The organism is Sphingomonas degradans, assembly GCF_053502645.1.
The window spans coordinates 1,549,373-1,569,478 of sequence record NZ_CP177172.1; the positions used below are offsets into that span (position 1 = coordinate 1,549,373).

24 protein-coding genes and 1 tRNA gene are annotated in these 20,106 nt (G+C 66.2%); 12 read left to right on the forward strand and 13 right to left on the reverse strand.

The features are described 5' to 3' along the window. Position 1 precedes the first annotated feature (1 nt). The 4 genes from trmFO to ACG3SL_RS06945 form a co-directional block, all read right to left on the reverse strand. Entirely contained in the window at positions 2-1,336 is a 1,335-nt protein-coding gene (gene trmFO / locus ACG3SL_RS06930; protein WP_448664405.1) for a methylenetetrahydrofolate--tRNA-(uracil(54)-C(5))-methyltransferase (FADH(2)-oxidizing) TrmFO, read from the reverse strand. 10 nt (positions 1,337-1,346) lie between these two features. Beyond that, positions 1,347-1,784, reverse strand: coding sequence for a hypothetical protein (locus ACG3SL_RS06935; protein WP_448664406.1), 438 nt, complete (start codon positions 1,782-1,784; stop codon positions 1,347-1,349). A 3-nt stretch (positions 1,785-1,787) separates the two neighbouring features. After that, positions 1,788-2,168, reverse strand: coding sequence for a hypothetical protein (locus ACG3SL_RS06940; protein WP_448664407.1), 381 nt, complete (start codon positions 2,166-2,168; stop codon positions 1,788-1,790). Between the two features lie 67 nt (positions 2,169-2,235). Further along, positions 2,236-2,781: a GbsR/MarR family transcriptional regulator gene (locus ACG3SL_RS06945; protein ID WP_448664408.1), complete on the reverse strand. Its 546-nt coding sequence runs from the start codon at positions 2,779-2,781 to the stop codon at positions 2,236-2,238. 123 nt (positions 2,782-2,904) lie between these two features. Between ACG3SL_RS06945 and ACG3SL_RS06950 the strand changes: the two genes are divergently transcribed. Genes ACG3SL_RS06950 through ACG3SL_RS06960 form a run of 3 tightly spaced genes read left to right on the forward strand, consistent with a single transcriptional unit; the run spans position 2,905 to position 4,375 of the window. Then, positions 2,905-3,549 (forward strand): lysoplasmalogenase family protein, encoded by a 645-nt coding sequence (locus ACG3SL_RS06950; protein ID WP_448664409.1) that lies wholly within the window; start codon positions 2,905-2,907, stop codon positions 3,547-3,549. After that, the gene (locus tag ACG3SL_RS06955) at positions 3,546-3,977 is read left to right on the forward strand and encodes a DUF488 domain-containing protein (RefSeq protein ID WP_448664410.1); all 432 of its coding nucleotides are present in this window, start codon (positions 3,546-3,548) and stop codon (positions 3,975-3,977) included. Before ACG3SL_RS06950 ends, ACG3SL_RS06955 begins: the two co-directional genes overlap by 4 nt. Positions 3,978-3,988: 11 nt before the next feature. Further along, a complete protein-coding gene (locus tag ACG3SL_RS06960) occupies positions 3,989-4,375 on the forward strand; it encodes a VOC family protein (RefSeq protein WP_448664411.1) in 387 nt (128 codons plus the stop codon). A 163-nt stretch (positions 4,376-4,538) separates the two neighbouring features. Here the strand turns inward: ACG3SL_RS06960 and ACG3SL_RS06965 are convergent, their stop codons facing one another. Next, the gene (locus ACG3SL_RS06965; RefSeq protein ID WP_448664412.1) at positions 4,539-6,125 is read right to left on the reverse strand and encodes a class II 3-deoxy-7-phosphoheptulonate synthase; all 1,587 of its coding nucleotides are present in this window, start codon (positions 6,123-6,125) and stop codon (positions 4,539-4,541) included. Between the two features lie 324 nt (positions 6,126-6,449). Here ACG3SL_RS06965 and ACG3SL_RS06970 point away from each other — a divergent pair, with 324 nt between their 5' ends. Then, a complete protein-coding gene (locus ACG3SL_RS06970) occupies positions 6,450-7,274 on the forward strand; it encodes a sulfite exporter TauE/SafE family protein (protein ID WP_448664413.1) in 825 nt (274 codons plus the stop codon). A gap of 340 nt (positions 7,275-7,614) precedes the next feature. On the opposite strand, the gene ACG3SL_RS06975 is transcribed toward ACG3SL_RS06970, so the two are convergent. The 3 genes from ACG3SL_RS06975 to cysS all read right to left on the reverse strand — a co-directional run bounded on the left by ACG3SL_RS06975 (position 7,615) and on the right by cysS (position 10,567). Continuing rightward, a complete protein-coding gene (locus ACG3SL_RS06975) occupies positions 7,615-8,550 on the reverse strand; it encodes an NAD(P)-dependent oxidoreductase (RefSeq protein WP_448664414.1) in 936 nt (311 codons plus the stop codon). A 4-nt stretch (positions 8,551-8,554) separates the two neighbouring features. After that, positions 8,555-9,001, reverse strand: coding sequence for a TM2 domain-containing protein (locus ACG3SL_RS06980; RefSeq protein ID WP_448664415.1), 447 nt, complete (start codon positions 8,999-9,001; stop codon positions 8,555-8,557). Between the two features lie 87 nt (positions 9,002-9,088). Next, positions 9,089-10,567, reverse strand: coding sequence for a cysteine--tRNA ligase (gene cysS, locus ACG3SL_RS06985; RefSeq protein WP_448664416.1), 1,479 nt, complete (start codon positions 10,565-10,567; stop codon positions 9,089-9,091). Between the two features lie 165 nt (positions 10,568-10,732). On the opposite strand from cysS, the gene ACG3SL_RS06990 reads away from it, so the two are divergent. The 4 genes from ACG3SL_RS06990 to ACG3SL_RS07005 are packed head-to-tail and all read left to right on the forward strand — an operon-like array spanning position 10,733 to position 13,481. Then, complete coding sequence (locus tag ACG3SL_RS06990; protein WP_448664417.1) at positions 10,733-10,891, forward strand: hypothetical protein; 159 nt, start codon at positions 10,733-10,735, stop codon at positions 10,889-10,891. A 13-nt stretch (positions 10,892-10,904) separates the two neighbouring features. Beyond that, on the forward strand, positions 10,905-11,456 hold the full coding sequence (locus tag ACG3SL_RS06995; protein WP_448664418.1) for an SRPBCC family protein: 552 nt from the start codon (positions 10,905-10,907) through the stop codon (positions 11,454-11,456). Positions 11,457-11,488: 32 nt separating this feature from the next. After that, on the forward strand, positions 11,489-12,673 hold the full coding sequence (locus ACG3SL_RS07000) for a zinc-dependent alcohol dehydrogenase (protein ID WP_448664419.1): 1,185 nt from the start codon (positions 11,489-11,491) through the stop codon (positions 12,671-12,673). Positions 12,674-12,686: 13 nt separating this feature from the next. After that, a complete protein-coding gene (locus ACG3SL_RS07005) occupies positions 12,687-13,481 on the forward strand; it encodes an SDR family NAD(P)-dependent oxidoreductase (protein ID WP_448664420.1) in 795 nt (264 codons plus the stop codon). Between the two features lie 12 nt (positions 13,482-13,493). Here ACG3SL_RS07005 and ACG3SL_RS07010 read toward each other — a convergent pair whose 3' ends face one another. Both ACG3SL_RS07010 and ACG3SL_RS07015 read right to left on the reverse strand, forming a co-directional pair. Then, positions 13,494-13,769 carry a hypothetical protein gene (locus tag ACG3SL_RS07010; RefSeq protein WP_448664421.1) on the reverse strand — a complete coding sequence of 92 codons (276 nt, stop codon included), beginning with the start codon at positions 13,767-13,769 and terminating at the stop codon, positions 13,494-13,496. Positions 13,770-13,797: 28 nt separating this feature from the next. After that, the gene (locus ACG3SL_RS07015) at positions 13,798-14,013 is read right to left on the reverse strand and encodes a hypothetical protein (RefSeq protein WP_448664423.1); all 216 of its coding nucleotides are present in this window, start codon (positions 14,011-14,013) and stop codon (positions 13,798-13,800) included. A 196-nt stretch (positions 14,014-14,209) separates the two neighbouring features. Here ACG3SL_RS07015 and ACG3SL_RS07020 point away from each other — a divergent pair, with 196 nt between their 5' ends. Beyond that, entirely contained in the window at positions 14,210-14,602 is a 393-nt protein-coding gene (locus tag ACG3SL_RS07020) for a glycine zipper 2TM domain-containing protein (RefSeq protein ID WP_448664424.1), read from the forward strand. Between the two features lie 220 nt (positions 14,603-14,822). Here the strand turns inward: ACG3SL_RS07020 and ACG3SL_RS07025 are convergent. The 3 genes from ACG3SL_RS07025 to ACG3SL_RS07035 form a co-directional block, all read right to left on the reverse strand. Beyond that, positions 14,823-15,786, reverse strand: a protein-coding gene (locus ACG3SL_RS07025) for an IS630 family transposase (RefSeq protein ID WP_448664425.1) whose coding sequence is annotated in 2 segments (ribosomal slippage) — positions 14,823-15,434 and positions 15,436-15,786 — 963 coding nt in all. Because the reading frame shifts where the segments join, the coding sequence is not laid out codon by codon here. Positions 15,787-15,876: 90 nt separating this feature from the next. Next, positions 15,877-16,641: a CatB-related O-acetyltransferase gene (locus ACG3SL_RS07030; RefSeq protein WP_448664426.1), complete on the reverse strand. Its 765-nt coding sequence runs from the start codon at positions 16,639-16,641 to the stop codon at positions 15,877-15,879. A gap of 380 nt (positions 16,642-17,021) precedes the next feature. Continuing rightward, positions 17,022-17,095: transfer RNA gene (locus ACG3SL_RS07035), tRNA-Cys, on the reverse strand. Between the two features lie 164 nt (positions 17,096-17,259). Here ACG3SL_RS07035 and ACG3SL_RS07040 point away from each other — a divergent pair. The 3 genes from ACG3SL_RS07040 to ACG3SL_RS07050 are packed head-to-tail and all read left to right on the forward strand — an operon-like array spanning position 17,260 to position 20,050. Next, on the forward strand, positions 17,260-17,943 hold the full coding sequence (locus ACG3SL_RS07040; protein WP_448664427.1) for a protein-L-isoaspartate O-methyltransferase family protein: 684 nt from the start codon (positions 17,260-17,262) through the stop codon (positions 17,941-17,943). A 17-nt stretch (positions 17,944-17,960) separates the two neighbouring features. Beyond that, positions 17,961-19,529, forward strand: a complete 1,569-nt coding sequence (locus ACG3SL_RS07045) for a TolC family outer membrane protein (protein ID WP_448664428.1) — start codon at positions 17,961-17,963, stop codon at positions 19,527-19,529. A gap of 38 nt (positions 19,530-19,567) precedes the next feature. Continuing rightward, a complete protein-coding gene (locus tag ACG3SL_RS07050) occupies positions 19,568-20,050 on the forward strand; it encodes a DUF2497 domain-containing protein (RefSeq protein WP_448665086.1) in 483 nt (160 codons plus the stop codon). The last annotated feature ends 56 nt before the right edge of the window (positions 20,051-20,106 follow it).

A 20,106-nucleotide genomic window follows, 5' to 3' on the forward strand; every position in this document is an offset into this window, starting at 1 on the left:
GTCAACCGAGCGCCGGCACCCATTCCGCAAATGCAGTGCGCGCCCGCGCGGTGTACATCAGCTTGCGATCGGCTTTCTTCGTGCGACCCTCGATCGGGGGGAACAGCCCGAAATTGACGTTCATCGGCTGATAGGTCTCGACCTCCGCCTCGCCGGTGATGTGCGCCAGCAGCGCGCCCAGCGCCGTTTCGCGCGGGGGCGGGGGCAGGGTGGTGCCGGCCAGTTCGGCGATGGCGAAGCGCGCCGCGAGCATCCCGATCGCCGAACTCTCGACATAGCCTTCGCAGCCGGTGATCTGGCCCGCGAAGCGGATATTGGGGCGCGATTTCAGCCGGAGCGTGGCGTCCAGCAGCTCGGGCGACTTGATGAAGGTGTTGCGGTGCAGCCCGCCAAGCCGCGCGAACTCGGCATTCTCCAGCCCCGGAATCGTCCGGAACAGAGAGACTTGCTCGGCATATCTCAGCTTCGTCTGGAACCCCACCATGTTCCACAGCGTGCCGCTGGCGTTATCCTGGCGCAGCTGTACACAGGCATAGGGCCAGCGCCCGGTGCTCGGCTGGTCGAGCCCCACGCCCTTCATCGGGCCATAACGCAGTGTATCGACGCCGCGCTCCGCCATGACTTCGATCGGCATGCAGCCTTCGAAATAGGGGACGTTCTCCCATTCTCGGAACTCGGTCTTCTCGCCGGCGAGCAGCGCCGCGTGGAAGGCGAGATACTGGTCCTTGGTCATCGGGCAGTTGATATAATCCTTGCCCGTTCCGCCGGGGCCGACCTTGTCCCAGCGCGACTGCATCCAGGCCACGTCCATGTCGATGCTGTCGCGGTGGACGATCGGGGCGATCGCGTCGAAAAAGGCGAGGCTGTCCTTGCCCGTGGCCGCGCCGATGCTTTCGGCCAGCGAAGGCGCAGTCAGCGGCCCGGTGGCGACGATGGCAAGGCCCTCGGCGGGGAGCGTGTCGACGCGCTCGCGGACGATTTCGATATTGGGATGCGCGGCGAGCGCGGCAGTGACGCTGTCGGCGAAACCATCGCGGTCCACCGCCAGCGCGGAGCCGGCGGGCACCTGATGCTTGTCCGCCGTGCCAAAGATCAGCGATCCCAGCGCGCGCATCTCGGCATGGAGCAGCCCCACCGCATTGCGCTCGGCATCATCGGAACGGAAGCTGTTGGAACAGACCAGCTCTGCCAGCCGGTCGCTCTGGTGCGCCGGGGTCATGTCCCCCGATCCGCGCATTTCCGACAGCCGCACTTTGCGTCCCGCCTGCGCCAGCTGCCAGGCAGCCTCGGACCCGGCAAGGCCGCCGCCAATGATGTGGATGTCGTGGGTGGGCATGGCTGCGCTTCTACTCGTCAACAGGGGACCAGCGGACATAACGCCGCGCCAGCGCCGCGCAAGTCGCAGAGGTGAAGAGCAGCGCGAGGGCGGCGGGCTCTGCGAGGTCGATACCGCAAGCCAGCACCGTGCCGCCACACATCGCCGCCCCGGCGAGTGCCCAGATCGCCGGGTGCTGAAACCCAAGATTGCAGCGCCCCAGCGTGGCCATCACCGCGACGCCGGCCCATAGCGGGATCGCGCTGAGCAGCATCCCGGCAATCGAGGCGAGCGCCGTGAAAACCGGGATTCCGAACAGCACTTCTATCGGGGCGGGTTCCACCGGCACGACCGCGCCCGGTTCGGCCTGAACCACCGCGAGCAGCAACGAGATCAGGAAGATGATCCCGGCCCAGCATGCCGGTATCGCGACGGCGGTGTGGTCCCATTCGCTGCGCAGCCGGGGCATGGCTCAGGCCCCCAGCGTCTGGGGGCCGCGACGCCGCTCGAACCAGCCCTCAACGGTGCGGCCGAAGTGCGCGATCGCACCCATGTTGAAGAAGTGCATCGCGCCGAGCACGATCACCGCCAGGCCCACCTTGCTGCTGAGGAATCGGATCGCCTCGGGCACCGTCTGCGGCTCGCGCCCCAGGCTGAGCGTCAGCGTGATGAAGCCGATATTGACGAGGTAGAACCCGACCACGAGCAAATGATTGGTGGACCGCGCGAGCATTTCGTCATGGCCGAAGCAGCGGATCAGGAACACCTCGCCATTGCGGGACAGCGTGTGCGCGACCCAGATGGTGATGCCGAGCGTGATGAGGAGGTACAGCGCATAGGCGGTCTCAACCATGGTAATTCTCCTGCTTCAGAAAATTGAGAAATCATTGGGCGTGAAAAAGGGGTCTTTGCGCTCTTGCTCAGCCCTCCGGCGCGGGCTTGCCGCCGACGAAGCGGGCGATCTTCCCCCCCATCTTCATCAGCGTGATGAGGGTGGGTTTGGGCAGCCGGCGGACCTGGTCGTACCAGCCGCTGAGCGTGCCGATGAATTCGTGCATCCGCGTGATCCGCTCGCGCAGCTGCTTCGGCGCGGTCTCGTCCTTCGCCAGCCGTTCGGAGAGTTCGGCGAGCAGCGCGATGGTGGGGTCTATCTCGCGGCGCTTGCGCTCGGCGCTGATCCGCATGAGCATTTCCCACAGGTCGGTCTCCGCAACGAAATGATCGCGGCGGTCGGCCTCGACATGCACGCGGCGGACGATGGTGTACGCCATCAGCTCCTTGAGCCCGGTCGAAATGTTGGAGCGGGCGAGCCCGAGCGCTTCGGCGATGTCCTCGGCCGTGATCGGCCTGGCGGAGAGATAGAGCAGGGCATGGATCTGTGCGACCGAGCGATTGACGCCCCAATGCGTTCCCATCTCGCCCCAGTGGAGGATGAACGCCTTGGCATCGGGATGGTCGGTTATCATGGTGCTTCCACAATTTCTGTTATTTCAGAAATAACGCTATGCGTGGTCCTGCGTCAACCCCGCATTGCGCGACCGCCCCGGTTCGGCTCTGTTGGCCTGATCAACGCGGGGGAGGGCTTGGACATGGCGATCGGACAAGGCGCGTTGCGGGCGTTGCTCGGCGCGGCGCTGCTGGCGGGGGTGAGCTATTATGCCAACCGCTGGATCGGCGTCGTCGGGCCGGCGGCAGTGGTGTGGAAGGGGGCCGGTGTCGCGTTGCTCGCGCTGTGGGCGGGGGCGCAGGCGCGATCGCTGGATGGGCGGTTGATCGCGAGTGCGCTCGCATTGGGGGCGGCGGGGGATGTGCTGCTGGAGACGCATGGGCTGACCGTGGGGGCGCTGGCGTTCCTGGCGGGGCATGGCGTCGCCACGGCGCTGTACCTGCGGCGCGGGGCGGGGCCTCGCGCGTATCTGGTCCTCAATGCGCTCGGCGTGGCGCTGCTCGCGGCGCTGCTGGCGGGCGGCGGCGCGGGCGCGAAGGGGATTGCGGTCTATGCGCTCGGGCTGGGCGCGATGGAGGGGAGTGCGTGGACCAGCCGCTTTCCGCGCAGCACGGTGGGGCTGGGGGCGGTGCTGTTCCTGCTCTCCGACCTGCTGATCTTTGCGCGGACGGGGGTGCTTGCGGGCTCGCCGGTGCCGGGGTTGCTGATCTGGCCGACCTATTTCGCGGGTCAGGCGTTGATCGCGATCGGCGTGGTGACCACGCTGGCACGGGAGCAGGCGCGTTGAAGATCTTCACCATCGGCTATGAAGCCACCACCATGGGCGAGTTTATCGCCGCGCTCCAGCGCGCCGGGGTCGAGCGCGTGATCGACGTGCGCGCGCTGCCGCTGTCCAGGCGCCCGGGGTTTTCCAAGAACATCCTTGCCGCCAGCCTGCACGAAGCGGGCATCGACTATGTCCATCTGAAAGCGCTGGGCACGCCGAAGCGAGGCCGCGATGCGGCGAAGAAGGGCGATGTCGCGACGCTGACCGAGGTCTATGCCGACCAACTGGAGCTGCCCGAGGCGCAGGCCCAGGCGGCGCAGATGCGCGCGCTTGCCGAGGAGAAGCCCAGCGCACTCCTGTGCTACGAACGCGACCCATGCCATTGCCACCGCACGCTGCTGCTCGCCGCCGAGGGCGAGGGCGCGGAGGTGGTGGACCTGTTTCCATGAAGGGGGCGACTATGCTGGATCATATCGGTATCGGCGCGGCGGATTTTGCCGCGTCTCGCGCATTTTACGAAGCGGCACTCGCGCCGCTGGGCATCGCGACGGTGATGGAAGTGACGCCCGAACAGAGCGGCGGCTATCACGGCATCGGGCTGGGCAGCGGCGGCAAGCCGGTGTTCTGGGTTTCCAACGGGGCGCCGCGCGGCGCGGGTATGCATGTCGCCTTCGTCGCGGCGACTCGCGCACAGGTGGATGCGTTCCACGCCGCGGCGCTGGCGGCAGGCGGGCGCGACAATGGCGCACCGGGGCTGCGCCCGCACTACCACCCCGCTTACTACGCGGCGTTCGTCCTCGACCCGGACGGGATCAACGTCGAGGCGGTGTGCCACCGGCCGGCGTGAAAAGGCGGGGCCGCCCGTAAGCGGCCCCGTAGTTCGGGGAGAGTGCCGGCGCGACAGAGGGAAGCGCGCCGACACCTGTGCTATTGGAAGACCGACATTACGCCCATGTTGCGGTTTGTTGCGGTGCACCGCGACGATTGCCGCGGTGCCGCCACATTGCGGCTCAGGCCGCCGCCTTGCGCCGTTCCGCCATTTCCTCGTTGAGCATTTCGGCGAGCAGGAACGCCAGCTCCAGGCTCTGCCCCGCATTGAGGCGCGGATCGCAATGCGTGTGATAGCGATCGGCGAGCGACTGTTCGGTCACGTCCACGGCGCCGCCGGTGCATTCGGTGACGTTCTGCCCGGTCATCTCGGCATGGATGCCGCCCGCGAACGTCCCCTCCGCCCGGTGCACGGCGAAGAAGCCGCGCACTTCGGCGAGGATGCGGTCGAACGGTCGCGTCTTGTAGCCATTGGCGGCCTTGACGACGTTGCCGTGCATCGGATCGCAGCTCCACACCACCGGATGCCCCTCGCGCTTCACGGCGCGGACCAGCTTGGGCAGGCCCGCCTCGATCTTGTCATGGCCATAGCGGGTGATGAGCGTCATCCGCCCTGCGGTCCGGTTGGGATTGAGCGTGTCGAGCAGGCGCAGCAGCGCGTCGGGTTCCAGGCTGGGGCCGCATTTCATGCCGATCGGATTGCCGATCCCGCGCAGGAACTCGACATGCGCCGATCCGTCGAAGCGGGTGCGGTCGCCGATCCACAGGAAATGCGCGCTGGTGTCGTACCAGTCGCCGGTCAGGCTGTCCTGCCGGGTCAGTGCCTGCTCATAGGGGAGCAGCAGCGCTTCGTGGCTGGTGTAGAATTGCGTGCCCTTCAGCTGCGGCACCGTTTCCGGATTGATCCCGCACGCCTCCATGAAGTCGAGCGCCTCGCCGATCCGGTCCGCGACATCGGCGAACTTCGCGGCCCAGGGGCTCTTGCCCATGAAGTCATGCGTCCACTTGTGGACCTGGTGCAGGTTGGCATAGCCGCCCTGTGCGAAGGCGCGCAGCAGGTTGAGCGTCGCCGCCGATTGCGAATAGCCCTGGATCATCCGCTGCGGATCGGGATTGCGCGCTTCGGGGGTGAAGGCGATGTCGTTGACATTGTCGCCGCGATAGCTGGGCAGCTCGACGCCATCGATCACTTCGGTATCGGCCGAGCGCGGCTTGGCGAACTGGCCCGCCATCCGGCCCAGCTTCACGGTCGGCAGTTTCGACGCGAAGGTGAGGACCACTGCCATCTGGAGCAACACGCGGAACGTGTCGCGGATGTTGTTGGGGTGGAACTCGGCAAAGCTCTCCGCACAGTCGCCGCCCTGGAGCAGGAACGCCTCGCCGCGCGACACGCGGGCGAGTTCGGTGGTCAGCTCGCGCGCCTCGCCCGCGAACACCAGCGGCGGATAGGACGACAGCTGAGTCGTCGCGGCTTCGAGTGCTGCAGGATCGGGGTAAGTCGGCAGCTGCCGCGCCTCGGCGGTTTTCCAGCTTGCGGGGGTCCAGCCCATGTCTTGCTCCAGGTTGCGGACATGGACGTACCAGTCCTGGTGATGGGCGATGCCGTTGGCGGCGATCTGGTTGAGCACGGCGGGGGAGGCGCGCTTGCCCTCTTCTTCCCAGCCCTGGACGGTCGATCCCGGCGTGTCGAACCATGCGCCGAACGCAGCGCGGGACAGCGCGCGGTCTTCGCGGAAACGGCGGATCTTGGAGCCTGCTAATGTGGTCATAAGGGTGCCTTACCCGGATTGGGTAACCGAGCGCAACCCGATAAATTTCCCAACTGGGGTAAACGGCGGGCAGCACGCGCCGGGGCTTGTGCAAAGCCCCCATGCGCCATAGCCTTTCCCCGTCGTCGGGACTCGCAGGCCCGCACGATGGCGCGGCGTGCAGCGCCCTGTACGGAACGACAGCCCTGACGCCATTGTCCGACAGCCCAAAGGGTGCGGACCAAGAGAGCGGCGGGATTTGGGAGAGGCAGGAAGCTCCAACGGGGAGAGTTTCGTGCCGGTTCTTTTCGCGCGGTTTTCACAGTTGCAATTCGGGGCTGCCGCATGAGCGCGGTCGCAGGGGTAGAGGCGCTGGCGGCGATGCTGGCGGCGGGGCTGGTCGCGGGGTTTGCCGGCGGGCTGTTCGGCATCGGGGGCGGGTTTGTCGTCGTCCCCGCGCTGTTCGCGGTGCTGCCGTTGCTGGGTGCAACGCCCGGCGAACTTGCGCATGTCGCGATCGGCACCAGCGCGGCGACGATCATCGCCACGTCGCTGCGATCGGTCCACGCCCATGCCCGGCGGGGCGCTGTGGATTTCGAGTTGCTCAAGAGCTGGGCGCCGTGGATCGTCGCCGGGGTGGGCGGCGGCGTGCTGCTGGCGGCGCGGGTGCCGGGGCCGGGGCTGGCGATCATCTTTGGCAGCGGCGTGCTTGTCATGGCGATCCATTTCCTGTTCCCGATCCTGTCGGGGCGGCAGGTGTCGGACCAGATGCCGGGGGGCATGGTCCGCATGGGAATCGCCGGGGGGCTGGGGACGTTCTCGTCGCTGCTCGGGATCGGCGGGGGCACGATCGCGATCATCGTGATGACGCTGTGCGGCAAATCGATCCACCGGGCGATTGCCACCGCATCGGGGGTGGGCGTCATCATCGCGCTGCCCAGCGCGATCGGCTTTGCGATCATCGGATTGCACGCCCACGACCTGCCCTGGGGGTCGCTCGGCTATGTCAACGTGCCCGCAGCGCTGGTGGTGACCTCGACCAGCATGATTTCGGCCCCCTGGGGCGTTGCGGCGGCGCACGCGATGAGCCCTGCGCTGCTCAAGCGGGTGTTCGGGGTGTATCTGGTGGCGATCGGGGTGCTGATGATCCGGAATGGGTTGGCGGGGTAGGGGGGCGTTGGCGGCGGTTGCGAGGATGGCGCGTCGCGCGCCACTTGCGGACTCTGGAAGTCCTGCTCATTCCTCCCCCGGAGGGGGAGGGGGACCGGCGAAGCCGGTGGAGGGGTACTCTCCGCAGGCGACAACCATGATGTGGCTGGCTGCCCCTTCAAAATCCGCAGGATTTTCGACGCGGGTATGCGGAGCACGCAAAATCCTGCGTTCTCTTCGAGCCGCGCAGCATGCGGCGACTACCCCTCCACCAGCCTGCGGCTGGTCCCCCTCCCCCTCCGGGGGAGGATCAACGAAAGCTTCCTACCGATTTTCGCCTACGCCACGATCTGGCCCGCCCTTAATACCCCGCCGCCAGGTCCACTTCGTTCCTTAGCGGCCGGTCCTCCACAAACGCATGGAGGTTCTCCACGAACAGCGCCGCCGCGCGGACGAACATCCGGGTCTGGCTGCGGCCCGACAAGTGCATCGAATGCAGGATGTTCGGCGTGCTCCACAGCGGGTGCTCCGGCGGCAGCGGCTCGGGGGTGACGGTGTCGAGAAAGGCGCCGGCGATGCGGCGTTTGGTCACGGCCTCGATCAGCGCATCCTGGTCGATCAGCTCGCCGCGACCGACATTCACGATCCAGGCGGAGGGGCGCATCGCGCGCAACTCGGCATCGCCCAGCATCGCCTTGCTCTCCGCCGTCGCGGGGGCCGCCAGGATCACCCAGTCATACTCGCCCAGCCGCTCGCGCCACGCATCGGGGCCGATCGTCCCCGGCGCGCCCGATCGCGTCACGCCGGTCACCTTGACGCCGAATGCCGCCAGCCGCTCGCCGATCAGCCGGCCGATCGTGCCATAGCCGATCACCAGCGCGGCGGTCTCGAACAGCTCCAGCTTGCCCGGCGCGTCCTGCGGCCATTCGTGGCGATCGGCGATCCGCACGACCTGGTCGTAGCGCTTGGCCGCGACGAGGCAACCCATCACGGCATATTCCGCCACGGTATGTGCGTTGACGCCGCTGCCATTGGTCACGCGCGTGCCCCGCGCCAGCAGCGCCCCCGTATCGAGCGCATCGAGCCCGGCATAGATAGTCGACAGCCATTTGAGCCGCGTCCCCGCCGCCACCGCGCGTGCCCATGCCGCCGGCTGGTTCATGTCGACCCAGCCGATATCGGCATCGGCGACCATCGCCTCCGCCTCTTCCGGCGAGGTGAACCACTGCACCTCCAGCCCGGCGGGAAGCTGCGGCTCGACCAGCGGCCGGGCGAGGGCGGGGAGCACGGCCTTCATGGCGTCAGTGCCGCGCGTAGCGATAGGCGAATTCGCGGTCCGACATGACGAGATAGCGGACCATGTCGACCAGTGCCCAGATGCTGGTGACCAGCAACCCGACGACCGTGATCGACAGCAGCAGCATCACGATGCCCGAGCCGGTGCGCCCGAGATAGAAGCGGTGGATGCCCAGCACGCCCAGAAAGAAGGCCAGCACCGCCGCGACATATTTGTTGCGGTCAGTCTCGGGCACGTCCGGCTTGGGGGCAAGCACCCGCTCGCCGGGTTCGAGCAGGCGAAAGATCTTGCGCGCGCGGGTGCCATCCGCCTCGAAATCGACGCGGGCGCCGGCGATGGGGCCCCGGCTGTCGCTCCAGTCGGCCTGCGTGAAGCTATAGCGCTGGCCATCCCCGCCCGAGATCTGCCCCTCGCCGCTCGCGCGATCCACGCCCAGCACCTGCCCCTGCATAGTTCCCCCGTTTCCAAATCCTTGTTCGGCCAGTCTTCTGGCGGGGGGCAGGCCCTTGATGCAAGAGCAATTCGGCAGCGGGGGCCGTTACAGCGCCGGCTTCCAGTCCCAGCCGAGCGGATCGCCATCCATCACTTCGACCCCCGCCGCCGCGAGTTCGTCGCGGATCGTGTCGGAGAGCTGGAAGTTCTTGGCGACGCGCGCTTCCTTGCGCTCGAACAGGCGGTCCTCGATCTCCTGCGGGGTCAGCGCGACGCCCGCCGGGCGCAGGCGCAAATCCTCGCGAGTCAGCGTCAGCAGATTGAGCCCCAGCACCTTGTCGAACTCCGCCAGCGCCGCCAGCCGGTCCGCCGGGGGGATGCGCTTGTCGGCGAGCAATTCGTCGAGCACGGGCAGCGCCTTTGGCGTGTTCAGGTCGTCCGACACCGCCTCGTCCAGCCGCTTGGTCCAGCCCTCCGGCGCGGTGCCTTCGCCCTCGGCGCGCGCCTTGAGCGCCGCGACCGTCATCACCAGCCGCTTGAGCCGCGTCAGCGCCGCCGCGACATTCTCCGCCGAAAACTCCAGCTCGCTGCGATAATGCGCCTGCAGGCACAGCAGGCGATAGGCGAGCGGGTGTACGCCCGCGTCGATCAGCGACTGGAGCGTGGTGAAGCCGCCCTTGGACTTGGACATCTTGCCCTGGCGATCGACCAGGAAGTTGTTGTGCATCCAGAAGCGCGCGCCGGTGTCGGAGCAGCCGCAATAGGCCTGGTTCTGCGCGATCTCGTTCGGGTGGTGGATCTCGCGGTGGTCGATGCCGCCCGTATGAATGTCGAACGGCGCGCCCAGATATTTCAGGCTCATTACCGAGCATTCGAGGTGCCAGCCCGGCGCGCCCATGCCCCAGGGCGAGTCCCATTCCATCTGGCGCTGTTCGCCCGGCGGCGATTTGCGCCAGATCGCGAAGTCCTGCGGATGGCGCTTGCCCGCCACCGCCTCGATCCGCCCCTCGCGCGTGTCGTCCTGCGATCCCGCGAGGCGCCCGTAATCGGGCACGGTGCTGCTGTCGAAATAGAGCCCGGTGTCGAGTTCGTAGCAATGTTCGGGCGCGATCTTTTCGGCGAACGCGATCATCTCGGCGATGTGATCGGTCGCGACCGACCAGCGCGAGGGATCATTGATGTTCAGGTCCTTCAGATTCTGTTTGAAGGCTGCCGTATAATGCGCGGCGATGTCCCAGATGCTCATCGCCTTGGCGCGGGCGGCGGCCTCCATCTTGTCGTCGCCGGCATCGGCGTCGGACGTCAGGTGGCCGACATCGGTGATGTTGATGACGTGCGTGAGCGCATAGCCCTTCCACCGTAGGACGCGGCTGAGCGTGTCGGTAAACACATAGGCGCGCAGGTTGCCGAGATGGGCGTAGTTATACACGGTCGGCCCGCACGAATAGACGCGCACGCCCTTGTCCGGGTCGAGCGGGGCGAACCCCTCCAGGCTGCGGGTCAGCGAATTGTAAAGCGTGAGCGGGGCATTGTGCATGCCGCCGGGAATAGCGCGGCGCGCGCCCAGCGCAACCTTGCCGCGCATCCGGGGCGTCCCGGCGTTAATCCGACATGCCGGTCGATACCCAGGGAACGCCGCGCCGCGCCATAGGTTGAGCAACCACGCACAAAGTCCCGGTGCGCTCTGATAAACCACTATAAATCAATTGGATGGCGCGCCACTTTGGCCGTTTTTCCGAGGAGATGCAGCATGGCCAAGGACCTGTCCGAAGGCGGCGCGAAGGATCGCGGCTCCGCGATCGAGAGCCCCGACAGCGACCCCGCGCTCCAGGACGAAAGCCGTCAGGCAGTGAAGAACCAGGGCCACGCAACGCCCGACGATTATCCCGACCACCACGAACAAAGCTGAACCGGAGGCCATCATGAGCGAGTTGCGCGACGACGCCCCACCCTATGTTTCCAAGGACTCCGACGTCCAGGCCAGCGCGGCGCCGGGCGGCGAGGGCACCGTCTGGGGCCGCACCGTCTCGATCATGCGCCCGCGCGAAGAGCTGTACGCCTTTTGGCGCGATTTCGGGAATTTGGCGACGTTTATGGAGAACATCGTCTCGATCGACGCGATCGACGACCGGCGCTCGCGCTGGACGGTGAAGGGCCCCAATGGCGAGTATAGCTGGACCTCCGTCGTCACCGACGAGCGCCCTGGCGAGCTGATCGAGTGGCAGTCCGAGGACGGCGACGTCAAGAACAGCGGCCGGATCGAGTTTCGCGACGGCCCGCCGGGGCACGGCACCTATGTCCGCGCGATACTCGCCTATGATCCGCCCGGCGGATTCATCGGCAAGGCGATCGCCAAGCTTACCCAGAAGGAACCGCAGATCTCGTCCACGCGCGATCTGCGCCGGTTCAAGCAGCTGATGGAAACCGGCGAGATCGCCACCACCAGCCCGCCCAATCGCGCTTCGGATTCCTGATTTCCCCCATTCCCGCAAGCGGAGAACACCCAATGCGCGCCCTTACCTGGCATGGAAAGCATGACGTCCGCGTCGATACCGTCCCCGATCCCGAAATCCTCAACCCGCGCGACGCGATCATCAAGATCACCTCTACCGCGATCTGCGGGTCGGACCTGCATCTGTATGATGCCTATATCCCGACGCTGGAGCCCGGCGACATTCTCGGCCACGAATTCATGGGCGAAGTGGTCGATGTCGGCCCCAAATCCACGCTGAAGAAGGGCCAGCGCGTCGTCGTGCCCTTCACCATTTCGTGCGGCCAGTGCTTCCATTGCTCGAAGCAGCAATATTCCGCCTGCGACAATGGCAACCCGGCCGAGAACCAGGACCTGGGGCAGGCGCTGTACGGCGAGCCGATGAGCGGGCTGTTCGGCTATACCCACCTCACCGGCGGCTATCCGGGCGGGCAGGCGGAATATGTCCGTGTGCCGTTCTCAGACGTCGGCCCGATCGTGATCCCCGACGGGCTGGAGGACGAGAAGGTGCTGTTCCTGTCCGACATCCTCCCCACCGGCTGGATGGCGGCGGAAAATGCCCAGATCGAGCCCGGCGATACCGTGGCGGTATGGGGCTGTGGCCCGGTCGGGCTGTTCGCGGTCCAGTCCGCCTTCAAGATGGGCGCGCACCGCGTCATCGCGATCGATCATTTCCCGCACCGGCTCGAACTCGCAGCCGGCTTCGGCGCCGAAACGATCAATTTCGAGGAAACCGACACCTATGAAGCGTTGATGGAGCTGACCGGCTCGATCGGCCCCGATGCCGTGATCGACGCCGTCGGGTTGGAGGCGCATGGGCTGTTCGTCGACAACGTGGTCGATCAGGTCAAGGCATCGACGTTCCTCGGCACCGATCGCCCCCACGCGCTGCGCCAGGCGATCGTCGCGTGCCGCAAGGGCGGGCGCGTCTCCATTCCCGGCGTCTATGGCGGGTTGATGGACAAGTTTCCCATCGGCGCGATGATGGAAAAGGGCCTCTCGGTGAAGACCGGCCAGACCCATGTCCAGAAATACACGCGCGAATTGCTCGAGATGATCGGCAATGGCGAGCTGGATACGACCTTCCTCATCAGTCACCGGCTGCCGCTGGAACAGGCGCCGGATGGGTACAAGATGTTCAAGGAAGAACAGAATAGCTGCACCAAGGTGGTGCTGAAACCCGGCCTCGCACTGGCCTGAACGGAGACCCGACATGGCAGGAAAACTCGCAGTCATCACCGGCGCCTCGACCGGGATCGGCAGGGAAATCGCCAGGATCGCGGCGCGGGAGGGCTATGACCTGATCCTCGTCGCGGACGAGGCGGAGATCGACGCTGCGGCGGCGTCGCTCGACGCGCCGGGGGTTCAGGTCGACGCGCTCCAGGCCGATCTGTCGACGTTCGAGGGCAATGATCGCCTGCTCGCAGCGTGCGGCATGCGGCCGATCGACGTGCTCGTCGCCAATGCCGGCCGCGGGCTGGGGCAGGGCTTCCTGACGCAGAGCCCGGCGGACTGGCGGCGCGTGATCGACACCAACATCACCGGCACGACCTATCTTCTGCAGAAGGTGCTGCAGCAGATGGTCGCGCGCGATGCCGGCAATGTCCTCATCACCGGCTCCATCGCGGGGTTGATCCCCGGCGCGTGGCAGGCGGTGTACAACGCGTCAAAGGCGTATCTCGACAGCCTGTCCTATGCGCTGCGCGAGGAGGTGAAGGATACCAACGTCAATGTTACGGTGCTGATGCCCGGACCGACCGAGACCGAGTTCTTTCGCCGCGCCGACATGCTCGACACGCCGGTGGGTGAATCGGAAAAGGCCGATCCTGCCAAGGTCGCCGCCGATGGCTGGGCGGCGATGATGGATCGCAAGGCGCATGTCGTGTCGGGGCTGATGAACAAGGTCCAGGCCGCGATCAGCCATGTCACGCCCGATTCGGTGCTGGCGAAGATGCACACCGCGCAGGCAAAGCCGGATGCCGTGGACGAGAGCAGGGGCGGGCTGTAACCCGCCGACCCGTCAGACAGTGCTTTCCAGTTCGATCGCGGCAAGGACCATTGCGTTCCACATCGCGGCCGGGCTGGCACCGGCGGACCGTCCGGCCTCGACCATTTCGGGGGTAGGCTCGCGCAGCGTGCGCAGGACAGCGAGCGCGCGTCCGCGCTGGTCCGGCCACGCTGCGTCCACCTGTGCACCGGCGCTGGCGTCATGGCCATAGCCGTTCACGCTGAGCGTCTCGGCTGCCAGAACGCGGGCGATTCGCTCGATCGGCGACGTTACGGAGATATCGGTCATCCTCAGCTCCTGCGCGCGCAAATGCCGGTCAGGCGGCGATCGCGGGCCGGCGGGCGCGCAGTGCACTGTGACTCAGATTGCCGCCGACGACCAGCGGCAGCGCGGTTCCGCAAAACGCGCATTCCGCGGTGGTGCGACCGACCATCCAATGCGACTGGCCGCAGCCGGGGCAGTGATTCGCTTCGTGCGGGCGATAGGCGACGCGGGGGGCGGCAGGGGCGTGGCGGATGCCGAAATCGTACATGCGTCGTCTCCCGGAAACTGTCTGGGCCCAACGCGATCGGGGGGAAGTTGTTCCGGGTGCGGCTCGAAACACCGGCGCGCGCGGGGGAATGTGAACGCAAGCTAACGACTGCGTTCAGCGTCGCCACATCGCGACTCGGTCATAAGCATCCTCAGATGGAGGCGATGCTTCGCCCCTGGGATTTGGAGGAAGAGCGATGAAAAAGACTTTTATCAGCGCCGCACTGGCCGCCGCCGTCACCCTGGGCAGCGTTGCCGCAATGCCCGCCGCCGCGCAGGACTATGGCTATGGCCGCGGCTATGGCTACGCACAGGACCGCGGCTATCGCGGCGACTATCGCGAGGCTCGGGAATATCGCCGCGATTATCGCGACAACCGCCGCTATCGCCAGCGTTACTATGACGACAATCGCCGCTGCAGCAGCGGCACCACGGGCGGCATCTTGGGCGCGATCGCCGGCGGCCTGCTGGGTGGCGAGATCGGGCGGGGCAGCTCGTACAAGGGCCGCAGCACCACCGGCACCATCATCGGTGCAGGCGTGGGCGCGCTGGCCGGCCGCGAGATCGAACGGGGCGATTGCCGCCGCTAAGGCGACGCACCCCGCCTGAAAACCCAAAAGGCGCCTGCGAGCAATCGCTGGCGCCTTTTTCGTGTTCACCGGTACAGTTGGAGGCGCGGCCGGGCCTTGCAGAAGAACGGTTTTCTGGGGGTTCGACATGTTCTAGGCCTGAATGATACCGGTGCGTGTGTGGCAGATCAGAGTGCGGACTGAACCATCTTCGAGTGGCTGTGGCGAGGCTAGAGCAATTTCACATTGACCGTTGATATCCAGCGGCCTGGAAGAAGTTGGCACATTCGCAGGGCGGGAAGCGATCAAGGAGTTCGCCGATGCGCTCGACAAGAGCATCGACGGTTCGGGCTGGCTGCTGGCGCAGGAGTGCCTTGAGCTTGGCGAAGGCCATCTCGATCGGGTTCATGTCGGGGCTGTAGGGAGGCAGGTAGAAGAGCTGGGCGCGCCGGGCGGTGATCGCCTCGCGGATGCCGGCCACCTTGTGGGCGGGCAGATTGTCGAGCACCACGACATCGCCGCGCCGGAGCGTGGGGGCCAGGACGTCGCGGACATAGACCCGGAAGGCATCGCCATCCATCGGCCCATCGAGCACCCAGGGCGCGGTCATGCCGGTCAGGCGCAGGCCGGCGATGAACGTCATCGTCTTCCAGTGTCCGAACGGCACGTGATCGCGGCAGCGCTCGCCGACCGGCGCCCAGCCATAGAGCCGCGCCATCTTGGTGTTCACCCCTGTCTCGTCGAGGAAGACGAGGCTTTCAGGGTCGATGAACGGCTGGGCTGCCCGCCACAGCGTGCGCCGCGCCGCCACGTCCGGCCGCTCCTGCTCGGCTGCGTGCAGGGCTTTTTTTAAACGACAGGCCGAGCCGCCGCACCGCATTCCACATCGCGCCGGTGCTGAGCCCGATTCCGTGTTCGGCCAACAGCCAGGCTTGTGCCTGCGCCAGTGTGATCCCTGGTTGCGAGCGGATGTGCGCCGCCAGCACCAGTTCCTGTGCCGGGGAGAGTTTGCGCGGAGGACGGCCGCGGTTCGGGTTGATCCCGGCATCACCGGTCAGCCGCCGTCGAATCCGCGCCTTGTAGATATAGGCAATACTGACCTTGAAGATTACTGCTGCCGCGCGGACCGGCATCCCGCTGTCCACCGCCGCCAGCACCCGATCACGCAAATCCTGCGAGTAACTCTGCCCAGGTCGCCAACCCATCGCCGCCTCCTTCGTGACGGCTGCCTATGAATCACACGATCAGCGAAAAGGGAATCCCCCGTGATTCCACCCGTCGTGAACCCGCTCTAGTTAACCCCGCAACGATGCCAATTCACGGTGCTTTTCATAGAGGATGGACGTGGGCTTTCGTGTGATCACGCCCTCTCCATTGAAGTAGACGCCGCTGGTTTCGATTTGTGTCATCAGGCCCGCTTGGCGACGCTCACAAATCTGATCGAGCGCACGCTCTGGGTCGCTAAACTCCAGACCCGCCAGGCTATCGGCGTCGTATTGCCACCACTCGATATCGAGCAGGCGATCGATTAGCGCCGGATTGAATCTGAAACGAATGAGTTTGGCGGGCACTCCGCCAACGATTCCATATGCTGGGACATCTTTGGTAACCACCGCGCCAGCAGCAATGATGGCGCCGTGCCCGATCCGCACGCCACGCATAATAGTAACGCCAGTGCCGACCCACACATCATGGCCTACGGCGCTAGCGGGCTTCAACTGGGGGCGCGGATGCGGACTTGGCTTGGTTTTGGACCAGTTCTCAACGAACCAGGACTCGCCATATTGAAATGGATGGGTGCTCAACCAGTCGATGGGGTGTTCTCCCTCTCCCGCCGTGACCCCCGGGGCGAACGAACAATAGCGCCCAATGCTAGCGACGCCTCTCATAATCCGGCAGCGCGGACGAATGTACGTGTTCGCCCCAATCCATCCACGCAGTCCGATCTCTCCAGCGATAGCTACCGGCGCCTCGCAAAGGACTCTGGCGCTGCTGTAAACGACCGTCCTCGCATCGATATGCACACCGAGTTTTCGCAGCCGGTCCCTATCAATATCCATTCGGTCCCCGCTTCACTGCCCGTGATGGCCATTTACGCAGCGGGCACCAGGGCGATCAAGCCCGGCGCCCCTTCCCGCCAATCGCACGATCGCCTCGGAGACCAAGAACCAAAGGATCGCGGTCCAAAGCCGAACTTGGTGTGCCCATCGGCCACCGCGTTCGGCAAGTCGATTTACGCAAAGGGACCGAAGAAAGGTTTCGCGACCAATAGGACGCTGCCGGCCAGCGGCGCCTGGCTGCATAGGACGAGATCTATACCGAATCGACCAACCAGCGGCGTCTCTCAGGCGGCGCGATCGTGCGCCTTGCGGATCGGCAAAGTACGACCCAGTCGCCTGGTCAAGCCGGCACCGCTTAAAAGCAGAGCCTATCACAAAAATGGAGGCCCGACCGGGAATCGAACCCGGGTGCAAGGATTTGCAGTCCTCTGCGTCACCACTCCGCCATCGGGCCACCGATGCGAGGCGCGCCGAATGCGCAGGGCAGGGGCCGCATGTCAACATGGATTCAAAAACAACGTGGTTCGCTTGGCGTTCTGCCCGCGTCACGATAAGAAGCGCAGCGACGTCAACAAGTGTATTGCGCAGCTAATACGGCTGTGCCACAAAGCCGGAGTGATGATGGCTATTTCGCCCGATACTGCGCCCGCCGAAGCGAACCGTTTCGAAGTGATGCGCCACGCGATGGTTGCCAGCCAGTTGCGCACCAACGCGGTCAACGACACGCGCGTGGTGGACGCGATGGCGCGGCTGCCGCGCGAAGCGTTTCTGCCGTCCGAGCATCGCGGCATCGCCTATCGCGATTCGCTGCTGCCGCTGGTCGGCGGACGCCAGCATAACTCGCCGCTCGCCACCGGGCGCCTGCTCACCCAGGCGAATGTGCAGCCGAGTGACCATGTCCTGCTGATCGGTGCTGCCGGCGGCTATGCCGCTGCGCTGCTGGCGGGGCTGGCCAAGTCGGTCGTCGCGCTCGAGGAAGAAGACCCGCTGGTCGCCATCGCGCGCGGAGCGCTTGCCGGCGAATCGAATGTCGAGCTGGTCCAGGGGCCGCTGGCGGCCGGCTGGGCTGCGGGTGCGCCCTATGATTTGCTGGTGATCGACGGTGCCGTCGAACAGATTCCCGATGCCCTGCGCGATCAGGTGAAGCCCGAGGGCCGTGTGGTCACCGGCGTGCTGGATCGCGGCGTGACGCGGCTTGCCTCTGGCAGCCGTACCGCAGGCGGTTTCGGCCTGATCGACTTCCTCGACATCGAATGTGCAGTGCTTCCTGGTTTCCGACGCCTACGGACCTTCCAATTCTGACGCGAAGAAGAAACTGAATGCAATTCTCGATTCTGCTTCTGGGCGCGAGCCTGACGGCGCTTGCCATGCCTGCCGCTGCGCAGACCGTGACGACTCGCCAGGGGACGACAACGACGGCCTCGGTCCAGGAGGCGGCGCCCGAAAGTGCGCCGCAGCCGACCACGTCGCTGCGCGAGGCATTGGTTCAAACCTACAACACCAACCCGGATCTTGCCGGGCAACGCGCCAATCAACGGGCCAATGACGAGAATGTTCCGATCGCCCGTTCGCGCGGGTTGCCGGGCGTTTCCTCGTCGGGATCGGTGAGTGACAGCCTGCACGATAGCGACGCGACGTTCGGGCCGACGCGCTCGGCGCGGCTCGGGCTCGACCTCAGCGTGCCGATCTATAGCGGCGGCGCAGTGCGCAACTCGGTGCGCGCGGCGGTGACGCGAGTCGAGGCGGGGCAGGCGAACCTGCGCGGTACCGAATCGGATGTGTTCACCCAGGCCGTCACGGCCTATGTCGACGTGATCCGCGACGAGGCGATCGTCCGGCTAAACCAGCAGAATGTCCACGTGCTGGAAGTCAACCTTCAGGCGACGCGCGACCGGTTTGAAGTGGGTGACCTGACCCGCACCGACGTCGCCCAGTCCGAGGCGCGGCTCGCGATCGCGCAGAGCCAGTTGCGCACCGCCGAGGCGCGGCTGATCGGCAGCCGCGAAAGCTATATCCGCGTGATTGGCGTGCCGCCCGGCGTGCTCGCGCCGCCGCCGCCGCTGCCCAATCTGCCGACCGATCCGGTAACGGCGGAGCAGATCGCGCTGGCCAATAACCCGTTCCTCGACGCGGCGCAGAAATCGCGTGCGGCATCGCGGATCGATGTCGATGTCGCCCGCGCGGCGCGGCTGCCGACCGTCAGCGTCGGGGTCAGCAACAGCTATTACAACTATCTCGGATCGGTCAGCGATCAGGCGCGCCGGCTGGGGACGGCCAGCAACGGCTTGTCCAACTCGGTCAGCGCGCAGTTGAGCGTCCCGCTGTTCCAGGGTGGCCGCCCCGCCGCGCAGGTGCGCCAGGCGCAGGCGCGCCAGGCGGCGGCGATCGAGAATGTGACGCTCACCGAACGCGGCGTGATCGCGCAGGCGCGCTCGGCCTACGCATCGTATGAATCGTCGCTGCGCGTGATCGAATCGTCGCGCGTCGCGGTCGAGGCCAACCGGCTGAGCCTGGAGGGTGTCCGCGCCGAGAACAGCGTCGGCACGCGCACCATCCTGGACATCCTCAACGCCGAGCAGGAACTGCTCAACTCGCAGGTCCAATATGTGACGGCGGAGCGCGATGCCTATGTCGCGGGCTTCACGCTGCTGGCGTCGATGGGGCGTGCGCAGGCGAGCGACCTGAGCCTCGACGGCGGGCCGCTCTACGATCCCGCCGCCAATTATAACCGCGTGAAATCGCGCTGGGGCGACTGGTCGGACGATCGCGAGCCGGTGGGGACGGGGACGTCCACCGTCGGCACGGCGCCGCAAAAGGCCAATGTCGTTTCGGGACAAGTTGATCCGGTTTTGCGGCGCCCGGTTGACACCAGCGTCAAAAATCCCTGATTGAGACGCGTGGGGCAGCGTACGGAGTAGTGGTGGCCATGGGGGACTTCAGTGCCGAGCCGTCGATGGAGGAGATCCTCTCGTCGATCAAGCGCATCATCGCCGAGGAAGGCGATGCGGCGGTAACCACCCGTACGCGCCGTGCGAAGCCGGCCCCCAAGCCGGTATCCTATGCCGAGCCCGAGGATGACTCGGACGAAATCCTCGAACTGAGCGACCCCGTGGCCGATCTGGAGCCACAGGAAAGGCCGATACCCATGGGCTCCCCTGCGCCGTCCGCCCCGCCACAGCCGGCCGAACCGATCGTGTCGGAACGCGCGGCAGAGGCCACGCGCGGCCCGCTCGAGGCGCTGTCGCGCATCGTCGTGCGCCCCGAGGTGCAGGGCTCGGACACGTTGGAAGGGCTCGTCCGCGACATGCTGAAGCCCATGCTGCGCGACTGGCTGGACGCCAATCTGCCGCAGATGGTGGAGGCGATGGTCGCGCGCGAGATCACCCGGATCACCGGCCGCCAGGACTGATTCGCCGCTTCGGGCGGGATCGGCCACGCCATTGTAAGCGCGCGCCGGTTCTGCTC

Coding starts and splice junctions, on each gene's coding strand:
- ACG3SL_RS07045 (WP_448664428.1), top strand. CDS start 17,961: ATGCAATTCTCGATTCTGCTTCTGGGCGCGAGCCTGACGGCGCTTGCC.
- cysS (WP_448664416.1), bottom strand. CDS start 10,567: ATGCGCGGCAAGGTTGCGCTGGGCGCGCGCCGCGCTATTCCCGGCGGC.
- ACG3SL_RS06980 (WP_448664415.1), bottom strand. CDS start 9,001: ATGCAGGGGCAGGTGCTGGGCGTGGATCGCGCGAGCGGCGAGGGGCAG.
- ACG3SL_RS07005 (WP_448664420.1), top strand. CDS start 12,687: ATGGCAGGAAAACTCGCAGTCATCACCGGCGCCTCGACCGGGATCGGC.
- ACG3SL_RS06965 (WP_448664412.1), bottom strand. CDS start 6,125: ATGACCACATTAGCAGGCTCCAAGATCCGCCGTTTCCGCGAAGACCGC.
- ACG3SL_RS06935 (WP_448664406.1), bottom strand. CDS start 1,784: ATGCCCCGGCTGCGCAGCGAATGGGACCACACCGCCGTCGCGATACCG.
- ACG3SL_RS06970 (WP_448664413.1), top strand. CDS start 6,450: ATGAGCGCGGTCGCAGGGGTAGAGGCGCTGGCGGCGATGCTGGCGGCG.
- ACG3SL_RS06990 (WP_448664417.1), top strand. CDS start 10,733: ATGGCCAAGGACCTGTCCGAAGGCGGCGCGAAGGATCGCGGCTCCGCG.
- ACG3SL_RS06940 (WP_448664407.1), bottom strand. CDS start 2,168: ATGGTTGAGACCGCCTATGCGCTGTACCTCCTCATCACGCTCGGCATC.
- ACG3SL_RS06995 (WP_448664418.1), top strand. CDS start 10,905: ATGAGCGAGTTGCGCGACGACGCCCCACCCTATGTTTCCAAGGACTCC.
- ACG3SL_RS07050 (WP_448665086.1), top strand. CDS start 19,568: ATGGGGGACTTCAGTGCCGAGCCGTCGATGGAGGAGATCCTCTCGTCG.
- ACG3SL_RS07030 (WP_448664426.1), bottom strand. CDS start 16,641: ATGGATATTGATAGGGACCGGCTGCGAAAACTCGGTGTGCATATCGAT.
- trmFO (WP_448664405.1), bottom strand. CDS start 1,336: ATGCCCACCCACGACATCCACATCATTGGCGGCGGCCTTGCCGGGTCC.
- ACG3SL_RS07020 (WP_448664424.1), top strand. CDS start 14,210: ATGAAAAAGACTTTTATCAGCGCCGCACTGGCCGCCGCCGTCACCCTG.
- ACG3SL_RS07015 (WP_448664423.1), bottom strand. CDS start 14,013: ATGTACGATTTCGGCATCCGCCACGCCCCTGCCGCCCCCCGCGTCGCC.
- ACG3SL_RS07000 (WP_448664419.1), top strand. CDS start 11,489: ATGCGCGCCCTTACCTGGCATGGAAAGCATGACGTCCGCGTCGATACC.
- ACG3SL_RS07010 (WP_448664421.1), bottom strand. CDS start 13,769: ATGACCGATATCTCCGTAACGTCGCCGATCGAGCGAATCGCCCGCGTT.
- ACG3SL_RS06945 (WP_448664408.1), bottom strand. CDS start 2,781: ATGATAACCGACCATCCCGATGCCAAGGCGTTCATCCTCCACTGGGGC.
- ACG3SL_RS06950 (WP_448664409.1), top strand. CDS start 2,905: ATGGCGATCGGACAAGGCGCGTTGCGGGCGTTGCTCGGCGCGGCGCTG.
- ACG3SL_RS06960 (WP_448664411.1), top strand. CDS start 3,989: ATGCTGGATCATATCGGTATCGGCGCGGCGGATTTTGCCGCGTCTCGC.
- ACG3SL_RS07040 (WP_448664427.1), top strand. CDS start 17,260: ATGATGGCTATTTCGCCCGATACTGCGCCCGCCGAAGCGAACCGTTTC.
- ACG3SL_RS06975 (WP_448664414.1), bottom strand. CDS start 8,550: ATGAAGGCCGTGCTCCCCGCCCTCGCCCGGCCGCTGGTCGAGCCGCAG.